Consider the following 23,021-nt stretch of genomic DNA (forward strand, 5'->3'; position numbering starts at 1 on the left):
TTTCCCGTTGTATGGAACGGCTCCGAAGGCCGTTCGTTCTATTGACATGGTTTCCCCGGCATGAAGACCCCTGCTCCCAATTTTCTCAGCGCGCTGTCCGCCCTGCGGGCGATCGAGGAAGGCAGCCTCAGCAGCGAGGCCCTGGTGCGGGCCTGCCTGGACCGCATCGACGAGCGGGAAGCCGCGGTGCGCGCCTTCGCGCACATCGACCGGGAGCGGGCGATCGCCCAGGCCCGGCAGGCCGATCGGGGCGCCGTCGCGGGGCCCTTGCGCGGCCTGCCGTTCGCCGCCAAAGATATCCTGGATTCCGCCGATCTACCAACCGCCTACGGTTCGCCCATTCATGCCGGCCATCGTCCGGCGGCCGATGCCGCCTGCATCGCGGCGGCCCGCGAGGCGGGGGGCATCCTGCTCGGCAAGACCGAGACCTGCGAGTTCGCCACGCTGACGCCGTGCGCTACGCGCCACCCGCTGGACCCGTCGCGCACCCCGGGCGGCTCGTCCAGCGGTTCGGCCGCCGCCGTGGCCGACGGCATGGTGCCGCTGGCGTTCGGCACCCAGACCAGCGCCTCGATCATCCGCCCCGCGGCCTATTGCGGCGTCGTCGGCTACAAGCCGTCCTACGGCCTGATCAACACGTCCGGCCTCAAGCATGCGAGCCCCAGCCTGGACACGATAGGCGTGTTCGCCCGGACGGTGGCCGACGCGCGCCATGCCGTGTTCGGCCCGGTGGCCGCGCGCGAGCCGGGGGCGCTCCGGGTCGCCGTGTGTGAATCCAGCCAGTGGGCGGCCGCCCGGCCCGAGACCGTCGAGGCGCTGCTGGCCTTCGCCCGCCGGCTCGAACGCGGCGGCGCCCGGCTGCGGACCGTGTACCTGCCGCCGGGCCTGGAGGCCGCCGTGGCGCTCCAGGCCCGGCTGTCGGCGTTCGAACTGCGGCAGTCGCTGGCGCACGAACGCCGGTGGTATCACGACCGGCTCAGCCCGCGCCTGCAACAGCGGGTCGAGGCCGAGGCGGGCCTGTCCATGGCCGGGTACGCCGAACTGCGGTCGTCCATGCGGGCGGCGCAGCGCGAGGCCGCCAGCCTGTTCGACGACGCCGACGTCCTGCTGTATCCGGCGGCCGACGGCGAGGCCGAGGTCGGCCTGGAGACCGGTTCGCCGCGCTACGGCGGGCTGTGGACCTTCCTGCACCTGCCCGCCTTGTCGCTGCCGGTGGGCCGTGGGCCGGCCGGGTTGCCGCTGGGCGCTCAACTGATAGGCGCGCCCGGCCGCGACCTGGAGCTGCTGGCCGCGGCGGCTTTCGCAGAAGGATGCGCCGCCGCGGACTGACCGGGCCGTGCGCCTTGTGGGCTGGTGCGGCCCGGGCGCGCGGGGTATCGTAGGGCGATCGTTCGATCGCAAGCCACCATGAGCGCCCTGCCCAAGCCCCCGCCCGCCGGCTTCGACCGGCCCGCCGCCGCGCTGCCCGTCGTCATCCATGCGGACGACGGCTATCCGCTGGGCGGCTTCGTCTGGCGCGGCATCGACGTGGGCGCGACGACGAGGCCGGTGGTGATCGTCAACGCGGCCACCTCGGTCAAGTGCCGCTACTACTTCCGCTTCGCCCAATACCTGCACGACAACGGCATGGACGTCGTCGCCTACGATTACCGGGGCATAGGCGAATCGCGCCCCGACCGCCTGCGCGGCTTCCAGGCAAGCTGGACCGACTGGGGAGCGCGGGACTGCGAGGCCGTGCTGCGCTACGCCGCCGCCATGTGGCCGGGCCGCGAGCTCCATCTCGTCGGGCACAGCTTCGGCGGCTGGGCCCCGGCGCTGGCCGCGTCCTGTTCCCGGATCGGCCGCATGGTCACGGTGGGCGCCCAGTTCGCGTACTGGCGCGACTATGCCGCCGCCGTGCGCTGGCGCATGGCGGCCAAGTGGCATCTGGCCATGCCGCTGCTGGCCCGGGCATGCGGATACTTTCCGGGGCGCAGGCTGGGCTGGCTGGAGGACACGCCCACCGGCGTCGCGCTGGACTGGAGCGCGCCCACGCCGCGCTACGAGGACCGGCCCAGCGCCCGCCGGGTCTTCGGCGGCGGCCCCCTGCCGGCCGCCACGGCGCGGGCCGGCATCCTGGCGATCAGCCTGACCGACGACCCCTTCGGCACGGTGGCGGCCATCGAACGCACCCTGGACTACTTCACGCACAGCGAGCGCACGCACCTGCGCATCGCGCCCGAGGAGGTAGGCAGCAAGGCGATCGGGCACTTCGCGTTTTTCCACAGCGACTACCAGGACCTGCTGTGGCCGCTGGCCCTGGAATGGCTGCGCGACGGGAGCCTGTCGCGTCCGGCCGCGAGGCTGGTGGAGCGCTGATCCGAGCGCTCCGCCCCTACAATGGCAGGCTTCTGATGGCTCCTCGGGTTCGCGCATGTCCGACCACAAGCGAATCAACCTCCAACTGCTGACCTACCTCGATGCCCTGATGCGCGAGCGGCACGTGACGCGCGCGGCCGAGCGGGTGGGCATCGGCCAGTCGGCCATGTCGAGCGCGCTGGCCCGGCTGCGCGAGATCTTCCATGATCCGCTGCTGGTCAAGACCTCGTCGGGCATGGAACCCACCGCGCGGGGCGTGGAGCTGGCCCGCAAGGTACACGAGGCGCTGGAGCTGATCGACGCGGCCACGCGCGGCACCGACGAGTTCGTGCCCGAGGTGGCCGAGGGGCATTTCCGCATCCTGGCCTCCGAGGGCGTGGCGCGCCAGTTCCTGCCCGGCCTGATGGCCCGCGCCCGGCGCGAGGCGCCGCGGCTGCGCTTTACCTCGCGGCCGGTGGACATCCGCCGCACCCACGAATACCTGCGCGACGCCGAGGGCGATCTCGTCATCGGCTATGTCCGGCAGGTGCCGCAGGACCTGCACCAGACCGTGCTGTATCCGCAAAGCATCGTCTGTATCGCGGCGGCCGGCCACGCCGGCATCCGGGGGTCGCTCACGCAGGAACAGTTCCTGGCCTATCCGCACGTGGTGTGGGGGACGGGGCCGGTACCCTATCCGACCATCGAGGTCATGGTGGACGACATCCTGGAGCGGCGCGGCCTGGCCCGCGACGTCGGGCTGCGGGTGCCCAACGTGCTGCTGTCGGCCGACGTGGTGGCGGTGACCGACATGCTGGCCATCGTGCCGCAGCGCATCGCCTGCGACGCGGCGCGCACCCTGCCGCTGCAGATCCTGCCCCTGCCCTTCGACACCGATCGCGCCGACCTGAGCATGCTCTGGCACGAGCGCGTGCACCGCGAGCCCGCGCACATCTGGCTGCGCGGCGTGATGCGCGACGTGGCCGCGCAGCTGCGGCAGGACGCGGCGATCGACGGTTCTCAATAGCGGTATCGGCGGCGCGCGATTGTGCCGCACCGGGCCGGCTTGCTGTAATCGCCGCCATGCAAGATCACCTGATTTCTCCTGTGGACCGCCCGTGGCGGGAAGAGCGGCTGCGGCTTGCCGTCCAGGGCCGCGCCGTGCCGGGCATCGCCTGGCTGCCCGAGACCTCCTGTGCCGGGCTGGTCCTGGCCTGTCATGGCGGCAGCGGCCATAAGGAATCGACGGCCGTGCTCGCCATTCGCGACCGCCTGTTGCCCGAGGGCTATGCGGTCGCCGCCATCGACGGTCCGGTGCATGGCGAGCGCCGCGCCGACGGCTCGCGCGATCCGGGCGCGGCGAAGGCCGATTTCCGCGCCGCGTGGCGCGAGGGTTTCGCGCGCGACGGCATGACGGCCGACTGGCGCGCCTTCCTGGATGCCTTGCTGGCGTGGCCGGCGCTGACGGGCCGGCCCGTGGGCTACATCGGCGTTTCCATGGGCACCGCCTACGGGCTGCCCTACCTGGCCGCGGACGACCGGGTGCGCGCCGCCGTGCTGGGGTTGTGGGGCACCTCGTATCCCGCCAGCGAGCACCTGGCGCCGGCCGCGCGGCAACTGCGCATCCCGGTGTGGTTCACCCAGCAGTGGGACGACGAAGTCTTCGACCGCGAGGGCACGGCCGGGTTGTTCGACGCCCTGGGCAGCGCCGACAAGCGGCTGGTGGCCTATCCCGGCCCCCACCTGGAACTTTCGGGCGAGCGGCTGGACGATGCCGCCGCCTTTCTCGTCTCGCGGCTGCGTGCCGCCTGCTAGCCGGCCGCGGCCGGCTTTCTTCCCTCTTGATGGAGCCTGGATGAAAACCCTGGATGTCTCGTACGAAGCCATGGGCGCCCGCACGGCGCGGTTCGACGACTATGCCCGCGCGGAGCGCGAAGGCGCGCGCGCCGACGCCGTGCGTGCGCTGTGGGGCGGGCAGCTGGTGTCCTTGATGGGCGCCCGCAACACGCGCGGCCGCTTCGCCGGACCCCGCGTACCCAGTCCCGCCCGCGCCTGCACCGGCTATGCGGCATGGGACGCGGGCCGGGGTTCGCTGCCCTACCGCAACCCCGACGCCATGGAGAACATCCTGTGCCTGGCGGGCGCGCTGCGCGTGCGCTTCGGTCCCGACCTGGCGCATGAGATCCGCCTGGCGCGCTTCGACATGCTGTCGATAGCCGCCGACGTGCTGCACGAGGTTTCCTGCCATGGCGCGGACGGTGCCAAGGCGCTGATGCTGCTCAACGGCGAACCCGATTGCGCCTATCCCGCGATATTCCCCGGGCCGTTGCCCGCGGCGGTCGATGCGCGGGAGCTGGCCGCGCTGAATGCGCGGGTCGAGCCGGGGCGCGGACGGGAGGCCGATCCGGATACCATGGCGCAGCGCGTGACCCGCTTCGCCACGCTGGTTCCGTACAAGCGCGCCCTGAACGCGCGCAGCGCCATCCCGGCCGAGGCCACCGAATGGCTGACCGCCAGTTCCGTGTTCCCGCTGCTGGTGCCGGAGGGACACGTCGGCCGCTCGCAGGATGCGCCGCTCAAGGGCGGCCCCGGCCTGTACGTGGCGATCGCCGAATGCGTGCCGGACGACGGGCCGCTGCCGCACGCGCATTTCGACACGCAGGAATCGTTCTTCGTGCTGGATGGCGAATGGGACATCACCTGGGGCTTCGAGGACGAGTACCGCCTGCCGGTGCGCGCCTGCGACCTGGTCGGCGTGCCCACCGGCGCGATGCGCGCCTTCCGCAATACCGGCAAGGAAACCGCGCGGCTGTTCGTCATCATCCAGGGGCAGGAGCGGATGAGCGATACCGTCGTCTATTCCCCCACGGTGGGCGAAGAGGTGAACCGCCGCTTCGGTCCCGAGGTGGTCGAGGCCTTTCGCAAGGTCAACATCACGTTCGACGCCGAGCGCGCCTGAACCAGGATCCGCCAGCCTCCGCAGAGAGGCCGCGGGGCAAAAGGAGGAGTGGAGATGAAGCAAGGACTTGTCGGGCCGGGCCGCAGGCGGCACCTGGCCGTGTTGTTCGCCGTGGGCCTGGCGCTGGCCGCCGGGCGGGCGGATGCCCAGCCGTATCCGGCCAAGCCCATCAAGCTGATCGTGCCCTATGCGCCAGGCGGCGTGACCGACGTTTCCGCGCGGCTGGTCGCGCAGAAGCTGGGCGAGCTGCTGGGCCAGACGGTGTACGTGGAGAACAAGGGCGGAGGCGGCACCCGCATCGGGGCCTCGGAGGCGGCGCGCGCCGCGCCCGACGGCTACACCCTGCTGTACGCCAACTCGATCACGCACGGCACCCTGCCGGCCACGGCGGCCTCGCTGCCGTTCGACCCGGTCAAGGACTTCACGCCCATCGCGAAGCTGTTCTGGTACGCCAGCACCATCGTCTGCCACCCTTCGGTGCCGGCCAGTACGGTGGCCGAGCTCGTGGCCTACGCCAAGGCCCATCCGGGCAAGCTCAGCTACGCCAGCGCCGGTCCCGGCACGGGCAATCATTTCTCCAGCGAACTGTTCAACGTGATGGCAGGCGTGAAGATCGTGCACGTGCCCTATCGCGGCAGCGGCCCGGCGTTGCAGGACGTGATTGCCGGGCAGGTCAGCTGTACCCATGACGGCGCGGCCAAGCCCCATGTCGATGCGGGCAAGGTCAAGGCCATCGCCACCACCGGGATCGCGCGCGATCCGCGTCTGCCCGGCGTGCCCACGGTGGATGAGGCGGGCCTGAAGGGCTACGACATGACCTGGTGGCAGGGCCTGATGGCGCCGGCCGGCACGCCGCCCGGCGTGGTGGAGCGGCTGGCGCGTGCGACGCAGGCCCTGGCCAGGGACGAGGCCTTTCGCGCCAAGGCCTACGACATCGGCCTGAACGTGCAGGTTGAACCGGCCGACGTCCTGGCCAGGCAGGTCGTGCAGGACATCGCCAAGTTCCGCCGGATCGCGGCCGAGGCCAATATCGTGCTGGATTGACGGGGAGCTACGGCGTGGGCTGCAGGGCCACTGCCTCGACTTCCACTCGCACGCCGTAGTGCAGCGCCGGCACGGGCACGACCGCCCGCGCCGGCCGGGCATCGCCCAGCACCCGGCGATAGGCCTGGTCGAAGGCCGGCCAGTGTTCGACCCCGGCCAGGTAGACCGTGACCTTCATCACGTCGCGCCAGCCGCAGCCCGCCGCGGCCAGCGCCGCTTCGACGTTGTGCAATGCCAGGGCGGCCTGCTCGTCCAGCGGCAGGTCGGCGCGCGGATCGCCCGCGGCGTCCAGCGGCAGTTGTCCGGATACGAAGGCCAGGCCGCCGCCCGTAGCCACGTGCGAGTAATGGCCGCGCGGGGCGGCCAGGTCCGCCACGGCCGGGAACGCGATGGCGCGCATCACCAGCCCCCGAAGCGCGGCCAGTGGGCTTCGACGCCGGTTCCGCCGGCCACGACGGCATAGGCGCCGTGCTGGGCGGCGGTGGCGCAGGCGTGGTTGGGCAGGATGCGCAGCAGGGTGCCCACCGGCAGCATGGGCGTGGCGGCGGGGTCGGTGCGGTGGCGGACGATGCCGTGTTCCTGGTTCGCGTCGATCATGACCAGGTCCTGCAGCGGCCGGCCTTCCAGGTCGCACACCAGGCCATAGCCCTGGTCCACCGGCTGCCTGGCCGTGCCGCGGTCGCGCGACATGGCCATCCAGCCCGCGTCGGTGATCAGCCAGCCCTTTTCCTCTTGATGGCCGATCACGGTGCACAGCACGGACAGGGCGATGTCGTCGGTCCGACAGACACCCAGACCGTTCATGACCAGGTCGAAGAACACGAACACCCCGGCCCGCACCTCGGTGACGCCCTCCAGCGAGCGCGCGAAATGCGCGGTGGGGGTGCTGCCCACGCTGACGATCGGCGCCGCGTGGCCGGCTTCGCGCAGGCGCCGCGCGGCGCGGACCGCGCCCGCGCGCTCCTGCTCGGCCATGGCGACGATGGCCTCGGTGGAGCGGCAGTTGTAGGAATCGCCGGCATGGGCCAGCACGCCCGCTACCCAGGCGCCCTCGCCTTCGCGTCCGGACAGGCGGGCGGCGATCTTCAGCAGGATGGGGTCCTCGGGCTTGACGCCGGACCGGTGCCCGTCGGTATCGATCTCGATCAGCACGGGCAGTTGCAGGCCATGGTCGCGCGCATAGGCGCTGGTGGCCGCCGCCGCCTCGGCGTTGTCCAGGATGAGCGTCAGCCGGGCGCCCCGCCGTGCCAGGCGCTCCACGTGCGGCAGTTTGGACGGCACGATGCCCACGGCATAAAGGATGTCGGTCCAGCCGTGGTCCAGGAAGTATTCGGCTTCCTTCAGCGTGGAGACGGTGATGGGCGTGCCCGCCGGGCCCAGGCGCCGCGCGACATCGGCGGACTTGTTGGTCTTGACGTGCGGCCGCAGCGCGACGCCGAACGGCGCCAGCCGCTCGCGCAGCCGCGCGATGTTGCGGTCCATCCGGTTCCGGTCCAGCACCAGGACCGGGGTTTCGAGTTCGTTCAGTTGCATGATGTGCCTGGGTTCAATCGATATAGACGTTCTTGGCCTCGAGTATGGGGCGCAGGCGGGAGATCTCGCTGTCCACCAGCCGGGCGAGGCGGCCAGGCGTATTGTCGGCGCGGGCGGGGAACTCCACGCCTACGTCGCGCATCTGCTTGACCAGCGCGGGGTCGGCCAGGGCGTCGTTGATGGCGGCGTTGAGCTTGTCGACGATGGCGGGCGGCGTGCCGCGCGGCGCGAACAGCGCGTTCCACGAGCGGAAGTCGATGGCGGTCCTGCCGCTGCTTTGCGCCGTGGCGACCTTGGGCAGGCCGGGGAAGGGCTCGCGCGTCAGCACGGCCACGGCCCGCACGCGTCCGCTGGCCGCTTGAGCCAGCGAGGTGGTGGTCTGGTCGCACATGAAGTCGGTCTCGCCGCCCATCAGTCCGGTCATGGCGGGCGCCACGCCCTTGTAGGGCACGTGCATGACCTCGGCCTTCATGTCGCTCAGCAGCAGCAGGCAGGCCAGGTGCGCGATCGAGCCCACGCCCGCGCTGCCGTACGACATCGTGGCCTTGTGGGCCTGGAGGTAGTCGGCGAACTGCGGGAAATCGTTGACCGGCAGGCTCTGCCTGACCAGCAGCAGCAACGGCGCCGACCCGACCTGGCCCAGGGGTTCGAAATCCTTGCGTGCGTCGTACAGCGGCTTGCGATACATGATCATGTTGGCCGCATGCGTGCCTATGGTGCCGAAGCCTATGGTATAGCCGTCGGCGGCGGCGCGGGCCAGCTTCTGCATGCCGATCGAGCCGCCGGCGCCGCCCACGTTCTCGACCACGACCGAGACGCCCAGCCGCGGCCCCAGCTTGGCCGCCACGGCCCGCCCCAGCGCGTCGCTGGGACCGCCCGCGGGGAAGGGCATGATCAGGGTGACGGGCTTCTCGGGCCAGGCCTGGGCGCAGGCGGAAGAGGTGGCGGCGAGCGCGAACAGCGCCCCCGCGGCAATGGCGGCGATTTTCATGGGGACTCCTGGAAGGGGAAAGGTCCGGCGGCGTTGGGGGTTGTCAGCCGCGCCGGGGGCTGTTGGCGAGTTCCAGCACCGGCAGGATGCCGCGCGCTTCCTGGCGCGCGGCCGGCGCGCCCTCGGGTAGCGCCAGGCCCACGCGGTTGTGCCAGAAGGTGTCCATGCCGACGGCCGAGGTGCCGAACAGGTCGTAGCCGGATCCGGCCACGAACAGCGTGTTGCCGGGCTGGGCGCCCAGTTCCTGCAGGGCCAGGCGATAGGGGCGGGGGTCGGGCTTGTAGTAGCCGGCCCGTTCGGAGGTCACGACCACGTCCATGGAGACGTCCAGGAGGCCGGCGGCCAGTCGGCCCAGCCGCTCCGAGCAATTGGTGACCACGCCCAGCCGGTGCGTGCCGCGCAGGCTTTCCAGCACCGTCGCCACGCCGTCCCAGGGGGCGAGTTCGGCCCAGCGTTCCTCGAGCGCGTCGGCGGCGGCCAGCGGCAGGCCGGTCTCGGCCGCGGCTTCCCGCACCAGGGTCTCGTACGGCCGGTAGGCGCCGCAGGCATAGGTTCGCTTCAGGTAGGCGGCGCGCCAGGCACGGCCCGCTTCCTCGCCGCCGGCCGCGCTGTTCCACAGGGTCCAGGAGTCGAGCAGCGCGGTCAGCAGGTCGAACAGGACGAAATCGTATTGGCGTGTCATGGCGATCCGGAAAAGGTTGATCAATGATGGCCAGTTTAGGAGTCGCGCGGCCGTCTGTGGTTAATGGAATAGAATTTCTTCATTCACCAAAAGGTTAATAATGAAGCTGGACATCGACGACCTGCGCTTCATCCTGGCGCTGGACCGGGTAGGCAGCCTGGCCGCCCTGGCGCGCGAGGAAAACGTCACCCCGCCCGCGGTCACCAAGCGCCTCGGCCAGCTCGAGGCGCGGCTGGGCGTGCGCCTGGCGATGCGCACCACGCGCCGCCTGCAGCTGACGCACGAGGGGCACCTGCTGGCCCAGCACGCCACCGGGGTCATCGAGCGCATGCAGGCCATCGAGGAAGCCTTGCAGCAGCGCAGCCAGGTGGTGGCGGGCAAGCTGAAGGTGCACGGCCCGTTCGGCTTCGGCCGCCAGCACCTCGCGCCGCTGCTGGACGCGTTTCGCGCCGGCCATCCGCAGGTCGAGGTCCAGCTCTTCCTGTCCGACAACCTCATGCTGCCCAGCCAGCCCGTGCATGGACGCGATGCCTTCGACGTGCTGGTCAGCATCGGCGAGATACCCGACTCGCGCTGGGTGGCGCACCGGCTGGCGCCCAACCGGCGCGTGCTGTGCGCCGCGCCGGCCTATCTGCGCGGCGCGCCCGCCATCGAAAGCCCCGCCGACCTGGCGCGGCACGCCTGCCTGGTGCTGCGCGAGAACGACGAGGACGTGACGCTGTGGCGCTTCACGCAGCGTGAAGGAAGGGGCGAGCCCCGCCTGCATACGGTGCGCGTGCATCCCGCCATGGAAAGCAACGACGGCGAGGTCATCCGCCAGTGGTGCCTGGCCGGCCGCGGCATCATGGTGCGCTCGGAATGGGACGTGGCCGCCGCCGTGGCCGATGGATCGCTGGTGGCGCTGCTGCCGCGCCACCGGCTGCCCGACGCCGACGTGACGGCGCTGGTGCCGCAGTCGCGCATCGCCTCGGCGCGCGCCCGGCTGTTCGTCGACATGCTGAAGAAGGCCTTCCGGCCCCGGCCGCCGTGGCGTCCGGCATGACGGCGCGAACGCCGGGACCCGTCCTCTACAATGCATCCGCATTTCCGCCCGGAGGCCCGCCCTGAGAACCCCCAAGCCTTTCGACCTGCGCCGCCATCTTCCCCATCTGCTGCGCCGCGCCCACTTCGAGGCCGAGGCCCTGTTCGCCAGCATGTCCGACGAGGGCGCGACGTCGCGCCAGATGGCGCTGCTGGTGGCCGTCCACCAGATGCCGGGCGCCTCGCAAAGCCAGGTCGCGCAGGCCATCGGGCTGGACCTGAACACATGTAGCGATCTCGTGGCGCGCACGACCGCCAAGGGCTACCTGGTCCGCCGCCGCTCGGAAACCGACCGGCGGACCTTCTGCCTGGACCTGACGGAAATCGGCCGCGAGGTCATGGCGGCCTCGGTCGCCGTCGCGCCCCGGTACCAGGCCCGGCTGGCCGAGCGGCTGGACAAGGGCGAGCGCGAGCAGCTCACCGCCCTGTTGCGCAAGATGCTGGGTTTCGACGAATAGCAGCCGCCGGCGTTTCCGGGATTCTCCTGATCGCAAGAAACTACGTATTCGTATTAAATGCGGCGTTGCATGTCTTCTACGAAGGGCTCTCATCCATGGCGGAACTCATCGCATTCGCTCCGGGCAACTATCGCTACCTGCCCGGAGGATTCCAGTACAGCGCCGCCGTCATCGCCGACGCGGGCCATGCCATCGAGCGGGCGCGATTTGCCCGGCCGGTGCCGCTGGCCGAGGGCTTCGGCCGCATCCGCGACCATCTGGCGGCCGTGGGCCGGCCGCCTACCGCGCTGTGCGCCTGCGAGCTGCGCTCGCCCGCGCCCATGAGCGAACCCGAGTTCGTCGCCTTCAACCGCCGCTACGTGCAGCCGCTGGCCGAGTGGGGGTTGTTCAAGGACGAGGCGAATCCCGTCGCACGATGCAACCTGATCCCGGAAGCCGATGCGCCCGCCGAACCGGGTTTCTACGCGTTCAGCTACACCGTGCCCACGCAAACGGAGGGCCCGGCCGATTTCGTGACCTCGGGCGCGGCCGAATGTCCGGACCGGCCCAACTACCGCGCAAGCATCGTGCGGTTGGGGGAAACCTCGCCCGATGCGCTGATCGACAAGCTGCGCTTCGCGCTGGGCGACCTGCAATCGCGCTTCGACGCGCTGGGCGTGTCGGCGCACGACGTCACGGACATGAGCCTGTACACCGTCCATGACCTGTATCCGGCCATCGCGTCGGAGTTCGCGCGCCGCGGCCTGCTCGCGGGCGGGCTGGACTGGCACTGGGTGCGGCCGCCGGTGTGCGATATCGAGATAGAAGTCGATGCCCGGCGCGTATCGCGTCAGGTGCTGTTGCCATCCTTCCGGAGTGCTTCATGACATCGCTGCGCGTAGTGCGTCACCTGCTTGCCGCCACCCTGCTGGCGCTGCCCTGCGCCGTTCCGGCCGCCGCGCCGGCGGTGCCGGGGCCGGTCAGGATACTGGTCGGCTTTCCCGCCGGCGGCACCATCGATGTGGTCGCGCGGCTGGTGGCCGAGCAGATGCAGGGCGACCTGGGCGTGCCCGTGGTGGTCGAGACCCTGGCCGGCGCGGGCGGACAACTGGCGGCCCAGGCGCTCAAGCGCGCCGCGCCGGACGGCCGTACGCTGATGGTCGCGCCCGACCATACCGCCGTCATCGTGCCGCTGACCGTGGCTAAGCCCGGCTTCGACAGCCGGACGGACTTCGCGCCGGTCGGCATGGTGGCCGACTACGCGGGGGCGCTGGCCGTCAGCCAAGCGAGCGGTATCAAGGACCTGCGCGACCTGATGCGCCACGTGCAGGCGCATCCGTCGGCCGGCGGCGTGGGCGTTTCAGCCCCGGGAAGCAAGCCGCAGTTCCAGCTGGACGCGCTGGCCAGGTTGCAAAAGCTGCCCTTGTCGGCGGTGCCCTATCGCGGTTCGGTGCCCATGGTGCAGGACCTGGCCGGGGGACACATCGCGGCGGGCATCACGGCACTGGGCGATTTCCTGGAGTTCCATCGCGCCGGCAAGCTGCGCGTGATCGCCGTGACGGGCGAGCGTCGCTCCGGCCTGCTGCCCGAGGTGCCCACGGCGGCCGAGTCGGGCTATCCGCTGCGGCTGGATTTCTGGGTGGGCCTGTTCGCGCCGGCAGGAACGCCGCAACCGCTGGTCGCCCGCTTCAATGCCGCGCTGAACCAGGCGCTGGACGTGCCCAAGGTGCGCGAGCGCATGGCGGCGGTGGTGTTCGATCCCCGGCCCGGCCCGCCGTCGGCCTTGCGGCAGCGCATCGCCTCGGAGCTGGAGCAGTGGGAGCCCATCATTGCCGCCTCGGGTTGGGTCAGGCAATGACGGGCGCCAAGGGCCGGCGCTTCAGTCCAGGGTAAGCCGGCGGTAGTAGTTCGGCAGCGCGAACAGCGCGCCGTGCACCCGCGCGTTGTAGTACTCCAGGTCGTCGATCCCGCGTTCCTCCAGGCGCGCGTGGATCGTTTCGCCCGGCACCGCGTCCGGGTCCAGCGCGTCCGAAGCCACCGCCAGGCCCCAGTAGGTGCCGTATAGCGGGATGTGTACGCCGTAGGGCCGCACGTGCGCGAACTGGCCGCGCAGCGTCCCGCACAGCTCGCGCACCTGCTCCGGCTGGTGGAAGGGCGAACCCATGTGCAGCACCAGGGCCCCGCCCGGCGCCAGCGCATGCTTGCAGCCGCGGAAGAACTCGGGGGTATAGAGCGGTCCTGCCGGCGTGTCCGGATCGGTCAGGTCGAGCAGGATCAGGTCATAGCGGTCGGACGTGCGCGCAAGGAAGTCCACGCCGTTCTCGACCAGCACCGTGGCGCGCGGATCGTCCAGGGCACCGCGATGGATCTTCTGCAGATACCGGCGCGCCACGTCGATGACCTCGCTGTCCAGGTCGACCAGCGTGGCCTGTTCGATGCCGCGATGCTTGAGTAATTCCTCCAGCGCGCCGCCGTCGCCGCCGCCTATGATCAGGGCGGACCGCGGCGCGGGGTGGGCCGTGGCGGCGGGATGCACCAGGGCCTCGTGATAGAAGAATTCCTCGGCCTCGGAGGTCATGTAGCGGCCGTCCAGCCGCAGGGTGCGGCCCAGCGTCGCGGACTCCAGCAGTTCCAGCCTTTGGTAGGCGGTCTGCCGGCTGAGGATGCGGCGATCGAAGCGAAAGCCGAAATATGCCTGGCCGGCGACGTCCTCGAACACCAGTTCGCCCGCGTCCGCCGGACCGTCGACGTCGCCGCGGCTCAGGTGCTGGCGCTGCATGTCGCTCGGCCGGAAGGCTTCCACCAGCGCTTTCATCAGCGCCTCGGCCTTGCGCGAATTGTCTTCCTGGAAATTGCAGACGTAGACGTCCAGCGTCACGCCGTTGCGTTCGGGCCAGGTATGGACGGCCAGGTGCGATTCGGCCAGCAGCAGCATGCCCGTCACGCCGCCGGGCTGGCCTTGGAACTCGGGAAAGGTGTGCCACTTTTCGTCGACCAGGGTGAGTCCGGCGTCGAGCGTGTGGCGGCGGCAAAGGTGCGCCAGGGTTTCGGCGTCCGTCATCAGGACGGTATCGCAGGCGCAATGATAAAGATCTGCGGTAAGGTGCAGGCCTTGCATGGTGTCGATGCTCCTTGGAAAAGAGTCTTGCGACCAAGGGGATGGGCACTACGAAAGCCCGGAAACCAGAGGCTTCCGATTCGAGCGGCGATGGCCCGTTCCGTGCGGAACGGCTGGGCAAAAATGGCCGAGTCTACCCCAACCCATCTGGATGTGCGAGACGGGCGCAACGCGAAAAAAAACCCCTCGCCGGGGCGAGGGGTCGTCGGTGATGCATGCGCGGGGCGCAGGCCCCGAGGCGTTCGTCAGCCGGCGGTGATGTTGTGCGACTTGATCACCTTTTCCCAGGTCGCGGTCTCGTCGGCCTGGAACTTGCGGAAAGCGTCCAGGCGCAGCGGCGACAGCTCCAGGCCCTGGGCCTTCAGCGTCTCCAGCGTGGCGGGGTTGCTCAAGACCTTGGTCACGTCGCGCGCCAGCTGGCCGGACACGTTCGCCGGGGTCGAGCTGGGCACGTACAGGCCGTACCAGGACACCACGTTCACGCCCTTCACGCCGGCTTCGGCCAGGGTGGGGATCTCGGGCATGATGGGCGAGCGCTCGGAGCCGGTCAGGGCCAGCGCGCGCAGCTTGCCGGACTTGATCTGGGGCATCAGGGTCGGCAGCGCGCCGAAGATGACCTGGATCTGGCCGCCCAGCGCGTCGTTCAGTGCCTGGGTCGTGCCCTTGTAGGGAACGTGCAGCAGGTCGGCGCCGGTGGCATCCTTGAACAGTTCGCCAGCCAGGTGCAGGCCGCTGCCCACGCCGGGCGAGCCGTAGGCCATGGTGCCGGGCTTGGACTTGGTCAGCGCGATCAGTTCCTGGATGTTCTTGGCGGGAACCGAGGGGAACACGGCGACCACGTTGGGCGCCTTGGCCATCATCGCGACCGCGGTGAAGTCCTTGTCGACGTTGTAGGGCAGGTTGGCCATCAGCGTCGGGTTGATGGTCATGTTGCCGGCCGGCACGACCAGCAGCGTGTGGCCGTCGCCGGCGGCGCGCTTGACCGCGTCGATGCCGATGTTGCCGTTGGCGCCGGGACGGTTGTCCACGACGGCGCTCTGGCCGTATTCATTCTGCAGGCCGGTGCCCAGCAGGCGGGCCAGCACGTCCACGGGGCCGCCCGGCGGGAACGGGGCGATGATGCGGAACGGGCCGTGCTTGAGCGAGGCCTTGGCGGCGGCGTCGTCGGCCGCGGGAGCCTGGGCGAAAGAAGCCGTGGCGACCGCCGCGAACAGCGCGCCGGCAACCAGGCGAGTGCTAGTCTTAAACATGATGAACTACTACTCCATGACAATAAGTGCCCACCCCCTACGCCCTGACGGGCGCCCCCTCAAGGGGGCGGCGCTGGCGGACCGGCAAAGCCGGATCCGCGGCGCCCAGGGGTAAAACCAGGCTGGCGGAAAATGGCGTTTTTCCCGCCTTGAATAACCTGACCGAGCTCAGTCTTACGCCGAGTAATGAGCTTCAGACAGGGCGAGATGGATCTGCTCCTCCGACCCTCTCGCATATAGGCCTCGACAAGAAGAACACTGTTCTCCGTCTGCCTATTGTTACCCCAGGATGCGGTGGATCCGGCTTTGCCGGTCCACCCGCATCGCCCCCTGGGGGGCGCGCGTAAGCGCGTAGGGGGGGGTTATATGGCCACTGCATGCGCCTGATTGCCGATGGCGCGCACGACGCTATAGACAGTCAGGGCGGAAGTCTTGGGGTTGGCCGCGAGCGGCTTGCCCCGCATGGTGATCTCGAAGCTGCCGAAGGCGCCGCTGGCTTGCACGTTGTGCACGTTTTCCTTGCTGGTGGGATCGGCGATCAGGCGCACCTGGGTGCGGTCCAGGCCGAGGCCGGCCAGCGACAGCGTGGCGGCGACGTTGGCGTTCTTCGGGAACAGCCGCGCGGCTTCGCCGGCGGGGCCTTCGAAGATCACCGTGGGTTCGGTCAGCGCCTCGAGCTTGAACTGCCCGTCGGCCGGCGTGTCCTTCCAGGCCAGGGCCGGCTTGCGGCCGGTGTAGACCACCGAGTCCAGGCCACCGATCCTGGCCGCGGCCAGCGCGTCGATGCCGCCGATGGCGCCGGACAGGAGCTGCACCTGGGTCTTGCCGCGCTTGGCCGCTTCTTCCAGCTGGCGCGCCAGTTCGACGTCGGACAGCGCGCCGATGGACACCACCACGCAGGGGATGCCTTGTTCGAGCGCGGGCAGCACGTGCGCGCGCAGCGCGCCATGGCCGGCGCATTCGACCAGCAGGTCGGGGCGCTGGGCGACTTCGGCCAGGCCGGTCACGACCTGGGCCTGGGGAGCGATCGCGGCGACCTGCTCGCGGGCCTGGTCCAGCGTGTCGGGGGCGACGATGACGCTGTCGATCGACACGTCGGGATCGTTCTTCAGCAGCGACAGGACGGAGAGGCCGATGGCCCCCGACCCGATCATCGTGATTCGTAGCATGTTGGCTCCTGGGCGATGCGTTGCCCGGTCAATGGGATGGTGAATAGTTGAGCAGGCGCGACAGCTCGTCGGCGGTACCGCGCACCCGGCCGATCAGCTCGGACACGCGCGCTTGCTCGACGCGCGAGGACGGCAGTGCGGCGCCCAGCGCCGCGATCACGCGGCCGGTATGGTCGCGCACCGGCGTGGCGATGCTGGTGATGCTGGGTTCGTAGAAGCCGGCGCCCATGGCATAGCCGTTGGTCCGGTCCTGGGCCAGCAGGCCGTGCAGCGCCGTCAGCGTGGGCGGCGTGCTGGGCGAATAGACCTCCAGCTCCTCGTCGGGATAGAGTTCGCCCATTTCCTGGCGGTCCAGGTCGGTCAGCATCACGCGGCCGAGCACGGTGGCGTGCGCGGGCAGGCGCGTGCCCAGGTTGACCGCGCTGGGGAACAGCGTGGGGGCCGAGACCTTCGCGACGTAGACGATGGAGCGGCCGTCGCGCACCACCAGGTTGCAGGAATAGCCGATCTCGTCCCGCAGGCGCTGCAGCAGCGGCGATCCGAGTTCGGTCAGTTCCAGCGAGGCCAGGTATTCGAAGCCCAGGCTCAGCACGGCCATGCCCAGCCGGTAGTTGCGGCCGCCCTCGGTGCGCTCGATGAAACCCAGCGCTTCCAGCGTGGTCAGCAGCCGGAACACGGTGGAGCGGGGCAGGCCCATCTTGCGCGCGAACTCGGGCGCCGACAGCGTGCGGTTCTGGCGGCTGAAGTGGCTGAGCAGCCGCAGGCCGCGCTCCAGGCCCGGGACGATGTAGCGCTCCGGAATGTCTTCGCTGATGGCGGCGTCGTTCATGGTCAGCGGGGCGTGGCGCCGGCGGTGGCCGCGGCGTGCGCGCCTTCCAGGATGGCCGCGACCGCTTCGGGCCGCTCGATGTGGCAGGCGTGGCCGGCCACGGCGATGGAGCCGTAGGGGGCGCCGAACATCTCGGCGATGGCGCGGCAGTTGGCCGGGATCGTAACGGTGTCCTGGTCGCCGGAATGGACCTCGACCGGCACGGGCGCCGGCGCGTAGCCGGTCATGTCGGCGTTGCACAGCATCTCGATCGCCTGGCGGTAGCCGGCGGTATCCAGGCGCTCCATGTTCCAGCGCACCCAGGCCAGGGCCTCGGCGCTGGGTTCGGACGACAGCATCTTGGCGGGGCGCGTGCGCGCCATGCCGGCGATGCCGACCTGTTCCAGCGTGCGCAGCCGCTCGGCGCGCACCGCTTCCTGGCGCTCGGCCAGCGCCGGATTGCCGTAGCCGCGGGTGGGGCTCAGCAGCACCAGCCGCGCGACCCGCTGTTTGCCCAGGTCATGCGCATAGGCCGTGGCCATCAGCGTGCCGAGCGAATGGCCCACCAGCACGCAGCGTTCGATGTCCAGCGCATCGAGCATCTGGTGCAGCCGCTGTGCGTAGTCTCCGGCGCCCGGCGAGGCCGGCGCCAGCCGCGCCGAATTGCCGTAGCCCGGCGCGTCCCAGGCGATCACGCGCGCGCGTTCGGCCAACTTCAGCGCCGCATGCAGCCACGAGCCCGCGCCCGAGCCGATGCCATGCAACAGCACGATGGCCATGCCGTCCGCGCCCGGCGTGCCCGCCTCGCGATAACACTGCACGCCCCCGGCCGTCTGCACCGACTTCTCGGCGAAACGGCTATTGAGCAACTCCAGCGTTTCCGGCGACGGTTCCGGCGCCAACGTATCGGTCTGCATCGTCCTAAATTCCTTCTTGCGCCCGCGACCCCTTCGGCCACGAACACGAAAGCGCGGCATTGTATCCGTGCGTCGTGCCACCCTGCGGGAGCACGTCCGCAGACGGCAAAAAAGCGGCAAGCACGCCGCCCCTCGCCAGCCTGTTGTTACCCCAGGGCACAGCGGATCCGGCTTTGCCGGTCCGCCGGTGCCGCCCCCTTGAGGGGGAGCGGCCGAAGGCCGCTTGGGGGTGGGCTTCCCTGCCGGTCCGCCAGTGCCGCCCCTGGGGGCGCGCGTCAGCGCGTAGGGGGGGACCTATTACCGCTTGATCTTAGCCAGCGGGTGCTCGGGCGGGTAGGTCGGCGTGATGGGCTTCTTGGCGCCCAGCATCACACACATCAGGGCGTCTTCGTCGCCGATGTTGATTTCCTCGCGGTACACGCCCGGAGGCACCGACACCAGGTCGCGATCGGTCAGGATGGTTTCGAAGCGCTCGCCGTCCTTCTCCAGGACCACCTTGAGCTTGCCGCGGATGACGAAGAAGATTTCCTCGACGTCGGTGTGCAGGTGCGGGGGGCCTTCGTGGCCCGCCGGGATCACCATGGTCGAGAACGTGAAGTGCTCGGAAGGCACGGTGTTCGAGTCGGCGGCGACGCCGGTGCCGCCCGTACCGACGTAGCGCATTTGCGCACGGCCGTACTTGGGATCGAAGTCGGCCTGGAACTTCAGGGCGTCCCAGTCGTACTTGCGGGTCGAGAACCGCGCGACGCGCGAGTTCATCCAGGTCTCGAAGTCAGCGCCTTCAGGGCGGTCCCAGCTGCGGGCGACTTGCTGTTGTTCGGACATATCCGTCATGGTGTACTCCTGCATGGGCGGCTAGGCGCCGCGAGAGCGGGTGAAGGCGGGTGCGGAAGGCGCCCGCCGCGGTGTGTTCGCTGTCACTGCCACGCGTTTTATATGTAAAACGCGGATTTAATAGTGAAACAAGCCTAAATATACGCCCTATTGGTGAAATCGTCACTAGGGTAAACACCAAGTCGCCATTCCCGGGTACAATCGCAGCCTGCGCCTGGCTCCAATCCGGGCGTGCATCCGGCCAGGCGCCACGCGCCTTGTCTCCCGGGGTCCACCCGGGCAGCCGTTTTCCGGCCGGCCTACCCCCAGTTACCACATACGTCAGCCTCGATTGGAGTCACTCAGCTTGAGCGACGGGCCGTCGCTGGAGTTGTCTTGATTACTTCCGATATTTCGTTTGCCGACCTTGGCCTGGCCGAGCCGCTGATGCGCGCCATCGCCGACGCCGGTTATACCCATCCTACCCCCATCCAGGCCCAGGCCATTCCCCAGGTGCTGAAGGGGGGCGACCTGCTGGCTGCCGCGCAGACCGGCACCGGCAAGACTGCCGGCTTCACCCTGCCCCTGCTGCACCTGCTGTCGTCCAACCGCCCCGCGCAGATGCGTCCGGGCCGTCCGCGCTGCCTGATCCTGACGCCCACGCGCGAACTGACCGCACAGGTCGAGGAATCCGTACAGATCTACGGCAAGTACCTGCCGCTCAAGTCCATGGTGATGTTCGGCGGCGTCAACATCAATCCGCAGATCAGCGCGCTGAAGAAGCCGGTGGACATCCTGGTCGCGACCCCCGGCCGCCTGCTGGACCACGTGGGCCAGAAGACGCTGGACCTGTCCGGTGTCGAGATCCTGGTGCTGGACGAAGCCGACCGCATGCTGGACATGGGCTTCATCCGCGACATCCGCAAGATCCTCGCGCTGCTGCCGTCCAAGCGCCAGAACCTGTTGTTCTCGGCCACCTTCTCCGATGAGATCCGCGCCCTGGCCAAGGGCGTGCTGAACGATCCGGGCGAGGTCTCGGTCGCGCGGCGCAACACCGCCTCCGAACTGGTGCGCCAGTCGGTGCTGCTGGTGCAGAAGGAACAGAAGCGCGACCTGCTCAGCCACCTGGTGCGCAGCAATGGCTGGAAGCAGGTGCTGGTGTTCACGCGCACCAAGCACGGCGCCAACCGGCTGGCCGAGAAGCTGGTCAAGGACGGCGTTCCCGCCGCCGCCATCCATGGCAACAAGAGCCAGTCCGCGCGGACCAAGGCGCTGGCCGGGTTCAAGGACGGCTCGGTGGAAGTGCTGGTGGCGACCGACATCGCGGCGCGCGGCCTGGACATCGACCAGTTGCCGCAGGTGGTGAATTTCGAGTTGCCCAACGTGCCCGAGGACTACGTGCACCGCATCGGCCGGACCGGCCGCGCGGGCGCGACGGGTGCCGCGGTGTCGCTGGTCGACGGCGAGGAAGGCAAGCTGCTGGCCGACATCGAGAAGCTGATCAAGCGCAAGATCGACCGCGAGCCCCTGCCCGCCTTCACCGTGTCGGCGCCCGACCGCGACGAGCGGGCCGACCGCCCGCCGCGTTCGCATGCGCCGCGCCAGGGCCAGGGACGCCAGGGCGCGCCGCGCGACGGCGGCCGTGGGCAGTCCGCCGGCCATGGTTCGGGTGGCCGCCAGCCGTCCGGCGGCGGCCGTGGACAGGGCGCCGCGCGCGGGCAGGGCCCGGCCAGCCGGCCGGCCTCGCCCAGCCCAGCCAGGCCCGTCCGGCCCAGCCGCGCCACGCCGCGCCGGCTTCCCAGGGCGCGGCTTCGTCCCGCCGGCGAAGCTCGCAACGGCGGCGCCCGCCGCCCCGCCCTCTTCACGCCCAAGACGCAGGGCTGAGTCCCCCACGCCCTCCGGATCGCTTGCGCGGTCCGGAGGGCGTGTGCCGTCGTTTCTTCCCTCCCCTTCGTTTTCGACCCGTCCGCGTCCCGTACCCCGCACTTTGCGCGTTGACGCCGGATGGCTACGCTCGTACACTATTTGCGAAACTTAGTTTCGCAATGCGAACGTACTATGTCCAGCCATCCTCTCATGTCCTACAGCGAGAAACAGCACGCATGAAAGCGCCCCACGACCAACCGCGCATCCTGATCGCCGGCGCGGGCATAGGAGGGCTGACGGCGGCCCTGGCTCTCAGGAAACTGGGTTTTCGCCACATCGAGGTGCTGGAACAGACGGCGGTCCTGAAGGAGGTCGGCGCGGGCATCCAGCTCGGCCCCAATGCCGTCAAGGTCCTGCACGACCTGGGCATCGCCCCGGCGCTGGAAGCCGTGGCGGTGGCGCCGCTGGCCACCCGGTCGCGCGATTGGGCCAGCGGCCGTACCATCCGCGATTTCCCGCTGGGGCCGGAGTGCGCGCAGCGCTACGGCGCGCCCTACTACCATGTGCATCGCGCCGATCTGCACAATGCCCTGATCGATGCGTACGGGCGCGAGAACGTGCGGCTGGCGCAGCGCGTCAAGACGTATGCGCAGGACGCGGCGGGGGTGCGCGTGGTCCTGGAGTCGGGCGAGACCGTGGAAGGCGACGTGCTGGTCGGGGCCGACGGCGTGCATTCGGTCGTGCGCGGCCAGTTGCTGGAAGGACAGGATCCGCGCTTCACCGGGCTGCTCGCCTGGCGGGGCATGGCGGATGCGGATCGCGCGCGCCACCTGGGCATCGAGAAGAACGTCAACGCCTGGTGGGGACCGCACCGGCACTTCGTGAACTACTACGTGTCGGCGGGCCGGCGCATCAACTGGATCGGCATCGTGCCGGCGGGCCAGTGGCGGCTCGAATCGTGGTCGGCGCGCGGCGACAAGGCCGAGGTGCTGAAGGAGTTCGACGGCTGGCACCCCATCGTGCGCGGCTTGATCGAGGCCACCGACGACGTCTTCAAGTGGGCGCTGTATGACCGCGATCCCTGGCCTGTGTGGACCCGCGGCCGGGTGACGCTGCTGGGCGACGCGGCCCATCCCATGGTGCCCTTCCTGTCGCAGGGCGGCTCGCAAAGCATCGAGGACGGCCATGTGCTGGCGCTGTGCCTGGCCGGGCTGCCGCACGATCCGGCCGCGGCGCTCAAGGCCTACGAGGAGCTGCGCACCGCGCGCACGGCGCGCGTGCAACTGGGCTCGCGCGAGGCGGGCCGCATGTTCCACCAGACCGATCCGCTGAAGAAGTTCATGCGCAACCTGAAGTTCCGCTGGGCCGCGCTGACCAACAGCCAGGAGAAATGGCGCCGGGTCGACTGGCTGTACAGCTACGACTGCCAGGCGGCCGTGGCCGAGAAACTTGGCGCCGCGCCCGCTAGCGCGCCAGTTCCCACCGCCGGTAGCATCGCCTGATCGCCGCCGCCGACGGCAGCATCACCTTGGGTAGGTCGAGCCCCTCGACCATTTCCGCATAGAGTCGGCGGTTGCGCGGCGTGACCACGGCGATATGGTGGATCATCGCCCACTTGACGCTGTCGCGGCCGCCGTCCAGCGCGCCGCGCCGGTCGCGTTCGAACCAGGTGCGGCGCAGGTAGCGCAGCAGGCTCAGCGGCGTGGAGATGTCCAGCAGGATCACGCCGGTCGCGCGCCGCAGGCGCTGCGGCATGCAGCTGGAATAGTTGCCGTCCATGACCCAGCGCTCGCCCGCGATGGCCGCGTCGTGCAGGGCGGTGAATTCCTGCGCGGGGCGGGGTTCCCAGTCGGTATGGGGCAGGTGGTAGAGCCGGTCGAGGTGGACCGGCTCCAGGCCGCGTTTACGGGCGATCGCCTCGGCCAGCGTGGACTTCCCGCTGTTGGAGGGCCCGACGATGCAGATGCGCGGCCCCAGGCTCGCAAGCTTCATGAAAAAGGTGTCCTTCACATCCAGG

Annotated in this window: 23 protein-coding genes; 12 read left to right on the forward strand and 11 right to left on the reverse strand. The window is 70.0% G+C overall.

What is annotated here, in order from left to right; all coding sequences use genetic code 11:
* The first annotated feature begins 60 nt into the window (after positions 1 to 60).
* From EGT29_RS00680 to EGT29_RS00705, 6 genes are all read left to right on the forward strand, one after another.
* A complete protein-coding gene (locus tag EGT29_RS00680) occupies positions 61 to 1,329 on the forward strand; it encodes an amidase (protein ID WP_124687220.1) in 1,269 nt (422 codons plus the stop codon).
* 78 nt (positions 1,330 to 1,407) lie between these two features.
* Positions 1,408 to 2,358: an alpha/beta fold hydrolase gene (locus EGT29_RS00685; protein ID WP_124687221.1), complete on the forward strand. Its 951-nt coding sequence runs from the start codon at positions 1,408 to 1,410 to the stop codon at positions 2,356 to 2,358.
* 55 nt (positions 2,359 to 2,413) lie between these two features.
* Complete coding sequence (locus EGT29_RS00690) at positions 2,414 to 3,364, forward strand: LysR family transcriptional regulator (protein WP_124687222.1); 951 nt, start codon at positions 2,414 to 2,416, stop codon at positions 3,362 to 3,364.
* Positions 3,365 to 3,420: 56 nt separating this feature from the next.
* Entirely contained in the window at positions 3,421 to 4,152 is a 732-nt protein-coding gene (locus EGT29_RS00695) for an alpha/beta hydrolase (protein ID WP_124687223.1), read from the forward strand.
* Positions 4,153 to 4,192: 40 nt separating this feature from the next.
* Positions 4,193 to 5,296 (forward strand): cupin domain-containing protein, encoded by a 1,104-nt coding sequence (locus EGT29_RS00700; protein ID WP_161567643.1) that lies wholly within the window; start codon positions 4,193 to 4,195, stop codon positions 5,294 to 5,296.
* A gap of 54 nt (positions 5,297 to 5,350) precedes the next feature.
* Positions 5,351 to 6,340, forward strand: coding sequence for a tripartite tricarboxylate transporter substrate binding protein (locus EGT29_RS00705; protein ID WP_124687225.1), 990 nt, complete (start codon positions 5,351 to 5,353; stop codon positions 6,338 to 6,340).
* A gap of 7 nt (positions 6,341 to 6,347) precedes the next feature.
* Here EGT29_RS00705 and EGT29_RS00710 read toward each other — a convergent pair whose 3' ends face one another.
* From EGT29_RS00710 to EGT29_RS00725, 4 genes are read right to left on the reverse strand one after another with little or no spacing between them, the layout of a single operon-like run.
* On the reverse strand, positions 6,348 to 6,740 hold the full coding sequence (locus tag EGT29_RS00710) for a RidA family protein (RefSeq protein ID WP_124687226.1): 393 nt from the start codon (positions 6,738 to 6,740) through the stop codon (positions 6,348 to 6,350).
* Entirely contained in the window at positions 6,740 to 7,873 is a 1,134-nt protein-coding gene (locus tag EGT29_RS00715; protein WP_124687227.1) for an alanine racemase, read from the reverse strand. Before EGT29_RS00715 ends, EGT29_RS00710 begins: the two co-directional genes overlap by 1 nt.
* 13 nt (positions 7,874 to 7,886) lie before the next feature.
* On the reverse strand, positions 7,887 to 8,864 hold the full coding sequence (locus tag EGT29_RS00720) for a tripartite tricarboxylate transporter substrate-binding protein (protein ID WP_124687228.1): 978 nt from the start codon (positions 8,862 to 8,864) through the stop codon (positions 7,887 to 7,889).
* Between the two features lie 43 nt (positions 8,865 to 8,907).
* On the reverse strand, positions 8,908 to 9,546 hold the full coding sequence (locus tag EGT29_RS00725; RefSeq protein WP_124687229.1) for an HAD family hydrolase: 639 nt from the start codon (positions 9,544 to 9,546) through the stop codon (positions 8,908 to 8,910).
* A gap of 100 nt (positions 9,547 to 9,646) precedes the next feature.
* Here EGT29_RS00725 and EGT29_RS00730 point away from each other — a divergent pair, with 100 nt between their 5' ends.
* The 4 genes from EGT29_RS00730 (at position 9,647) to EGT29_RS00745 (ending at position 12,921) form a co-directional block, all read left to right on the forward strand.
* Positions 9,647 to 10,588, forward strand: a complete 942-nt coding sequence (locus EGT29_RS00730) for a LysR family transcriptional regulator (protein WP_124687230.1) — start codon at positions 9,647 to 9,649, stop codon at positions 10,586 to 10,588.
* Between the two features lie 151 nt (positions 10,589 to 10,739).
* Complete coding sequence (locus tag EGT29_RS00735; RefSeq protein WP_124687231.1) at positions 10,740 to 11,084, forward strand: MarR family winged helix-turn-helix transcriptional regulator; 345 nt, start codon at positions 10,740 to 10,742, stop codon at positions 11,082 to 11,084.
* Positions 11,085 to 11,179: 95 nt separating this feature from the next.
* Positions 11,180 to 11,950, forward strand: coding sequence for a hypothetical protein (locus EGT29_RS00740; RefSeq protein WP_124687232.1), 771 nt, complete (start codon positions 11,180 to 11,182; stop codon positions 11,948 to 11,950).
* Entirely contained in the window at positions 11,947 to 12,921 is a 975-nt protein-coding gene (locus tag EGT29_RS00745; protein WP_124687233.1) for a tripartite tricarboxylate transporter substrate-binding protein, read from the forward strand. Before EGT29_RS00740 ends, EGT29_RS00745 begins: the two co-directional genes overlap by 4 nt.
* 21 nt (positions 12,922 to 12,942) lie before the next feature.
* On the opposite strand, the gene speE is transcribed toward EGT29_RS00745, so the two are convergent.
* The 6 genes from speE to EGT29_RS00775 all read right to left on the reverse strand — a co-directional run bounded on the left by speE (position 12,943) and on the right by EGT29_RS00775 (position 19,159).
* The gene (gene speE / locus EGT29_RS00750) at positions 12,943 to 14,181 is read right to left on the reverse strand and encodes a polyamine aminopropyltransferase (protein WP_124687234.1); all 1,239 of its coding nucleotides are present in this window, start codon (positions 14,179 to 14,181) and stop codon (positions 12,943 to 12,945) included.
* Between the two features lie 245 nt (positions 14,182 to 14,426).
* Positions 14,427 to 15,431 carry a tripartite tricarboxylate transporter substrate binding protein gene (locus EGT29_RS00755; RefSeq protein ID WP_124687235.1) on the reverse strand — a complete coding sequence of 335 codons (1,005 nt, stop codon included), beginning with the start codon at positions 15,429 to 15,431 and terminating at the stop codon, positions 14,427 to 14,429.
* Between the two features lie 362 nt (positions 15,432 to 15,793).
* The gene (locus EGT29_RS00760; RefSeq protein WP_124687236.1) at positions 15,794 to 16,600 is read right to left on the reverse strand and encodes an aspartate dehydrogenase; all 807 of its coding nucleotides are present in this window, start codon (positions 16,598 to 16,600) and stop codon (positions 15,794 to 15,796) included.
* 28 nt (positions 16,601 to 16,628) lie between these two features.
* Positions 16,629 to 17,429, reverse strand: a complete 801-nt coding sequence (locus tag EGT29_RS00765; protein WP_124687237.1) for an IclR family transcriptional regulator — start codon at positions 17,427 to 17,429, stop codon at positions 16,629 to 16,631.
* A gap of 2 nt (positions 17,430 to 17,431) precedes the next feature.
* Positions 17,432 to 18,325, reverse strand: a complete 894-nt coding sequence (locus tag EGT29_RS00770; RefSeq protein ID WP_124687238.1) for an alpha/beta fold hydrolase — start codon at positions 18,323 to 18,325, stop codon at positions 17,432 to 17,434.
* A gap of 297 nt (positions 18,326 to 18,622) precedes the next feature.
* The gene (locus EGT29_RS00775) at positions 18,623 to 19,159 is read right to left on the reverse strand and encodes a cupin domain-containing protein (RefSeq protein WP_124687239.1); all 537 of its coding nucleotides are present in this window, start codon (positions 19,157 to 19,159) and stop codon (positions 18,623 to 18,625) included.
* Between the two features lie 426 nt (positions 19,160 to 19,585).
* Here EGT29_RS00775 and EGT29_RS00780 point away from each other — a divergent pair, with 426 nt between their 5' ends.
* Both EGT29_RS00780 and EGT29_RS00785 read left to right on the forward strand, forming a co-directional pair.
* Positions 19,586 to 21,022, forward strand: a complete 1,437-nt coding sequence (locus tag EGT29_RS00780; RefSeq protein WP_124692159.1) for a DEAD/DEAH box helicase — start codon at positions 19,586 to 19,588, stop codon at positions 21,020 to 21,022.
* A 218-nt stretch (positions 21,023 to 21,240) separates the two neighbouring features.
* A complete protein-coding gene (locus EGT29_RS00785) occupies positions 21,241 to 22,506 on the forward strand; it encodes an FAD-dependent monooxygenase (protein WP_161567644.1) in 1,266 nt (421 codons plus the stop codon).
* Here EGT29_RS00785 and EGT29_RS00790 read toward each other — a convergent pair.
* Positions 22,469 to 22,996, reverse strand: a complete 528-nt coding sequence (locus EGT29_RS00790; RefSeq protein ID WP_124687241.1) for an AAA family ATPase — start codon at positions 22,994 to 22,996, stop codon at positions 22,469 to 22,471. The two genes, EGT29_RS00785 and EGT29_RS00790, sit on opposite strands and share 38 nt — an antisense overlap.
* Positions 22,997 to 23,021: the final 25 nt, after the last annotated feature.

Origin of the sequence: Pigmentiphaga sp. H8, assembly GCF_003854895.1 — a bacterium.
Taxonomy (GTDB): Bacteria; Pseudomonadota; Gammaproteobacteria; order Burkholderiales; family Burkholderiaceae_B; genus Pigmentiphaga.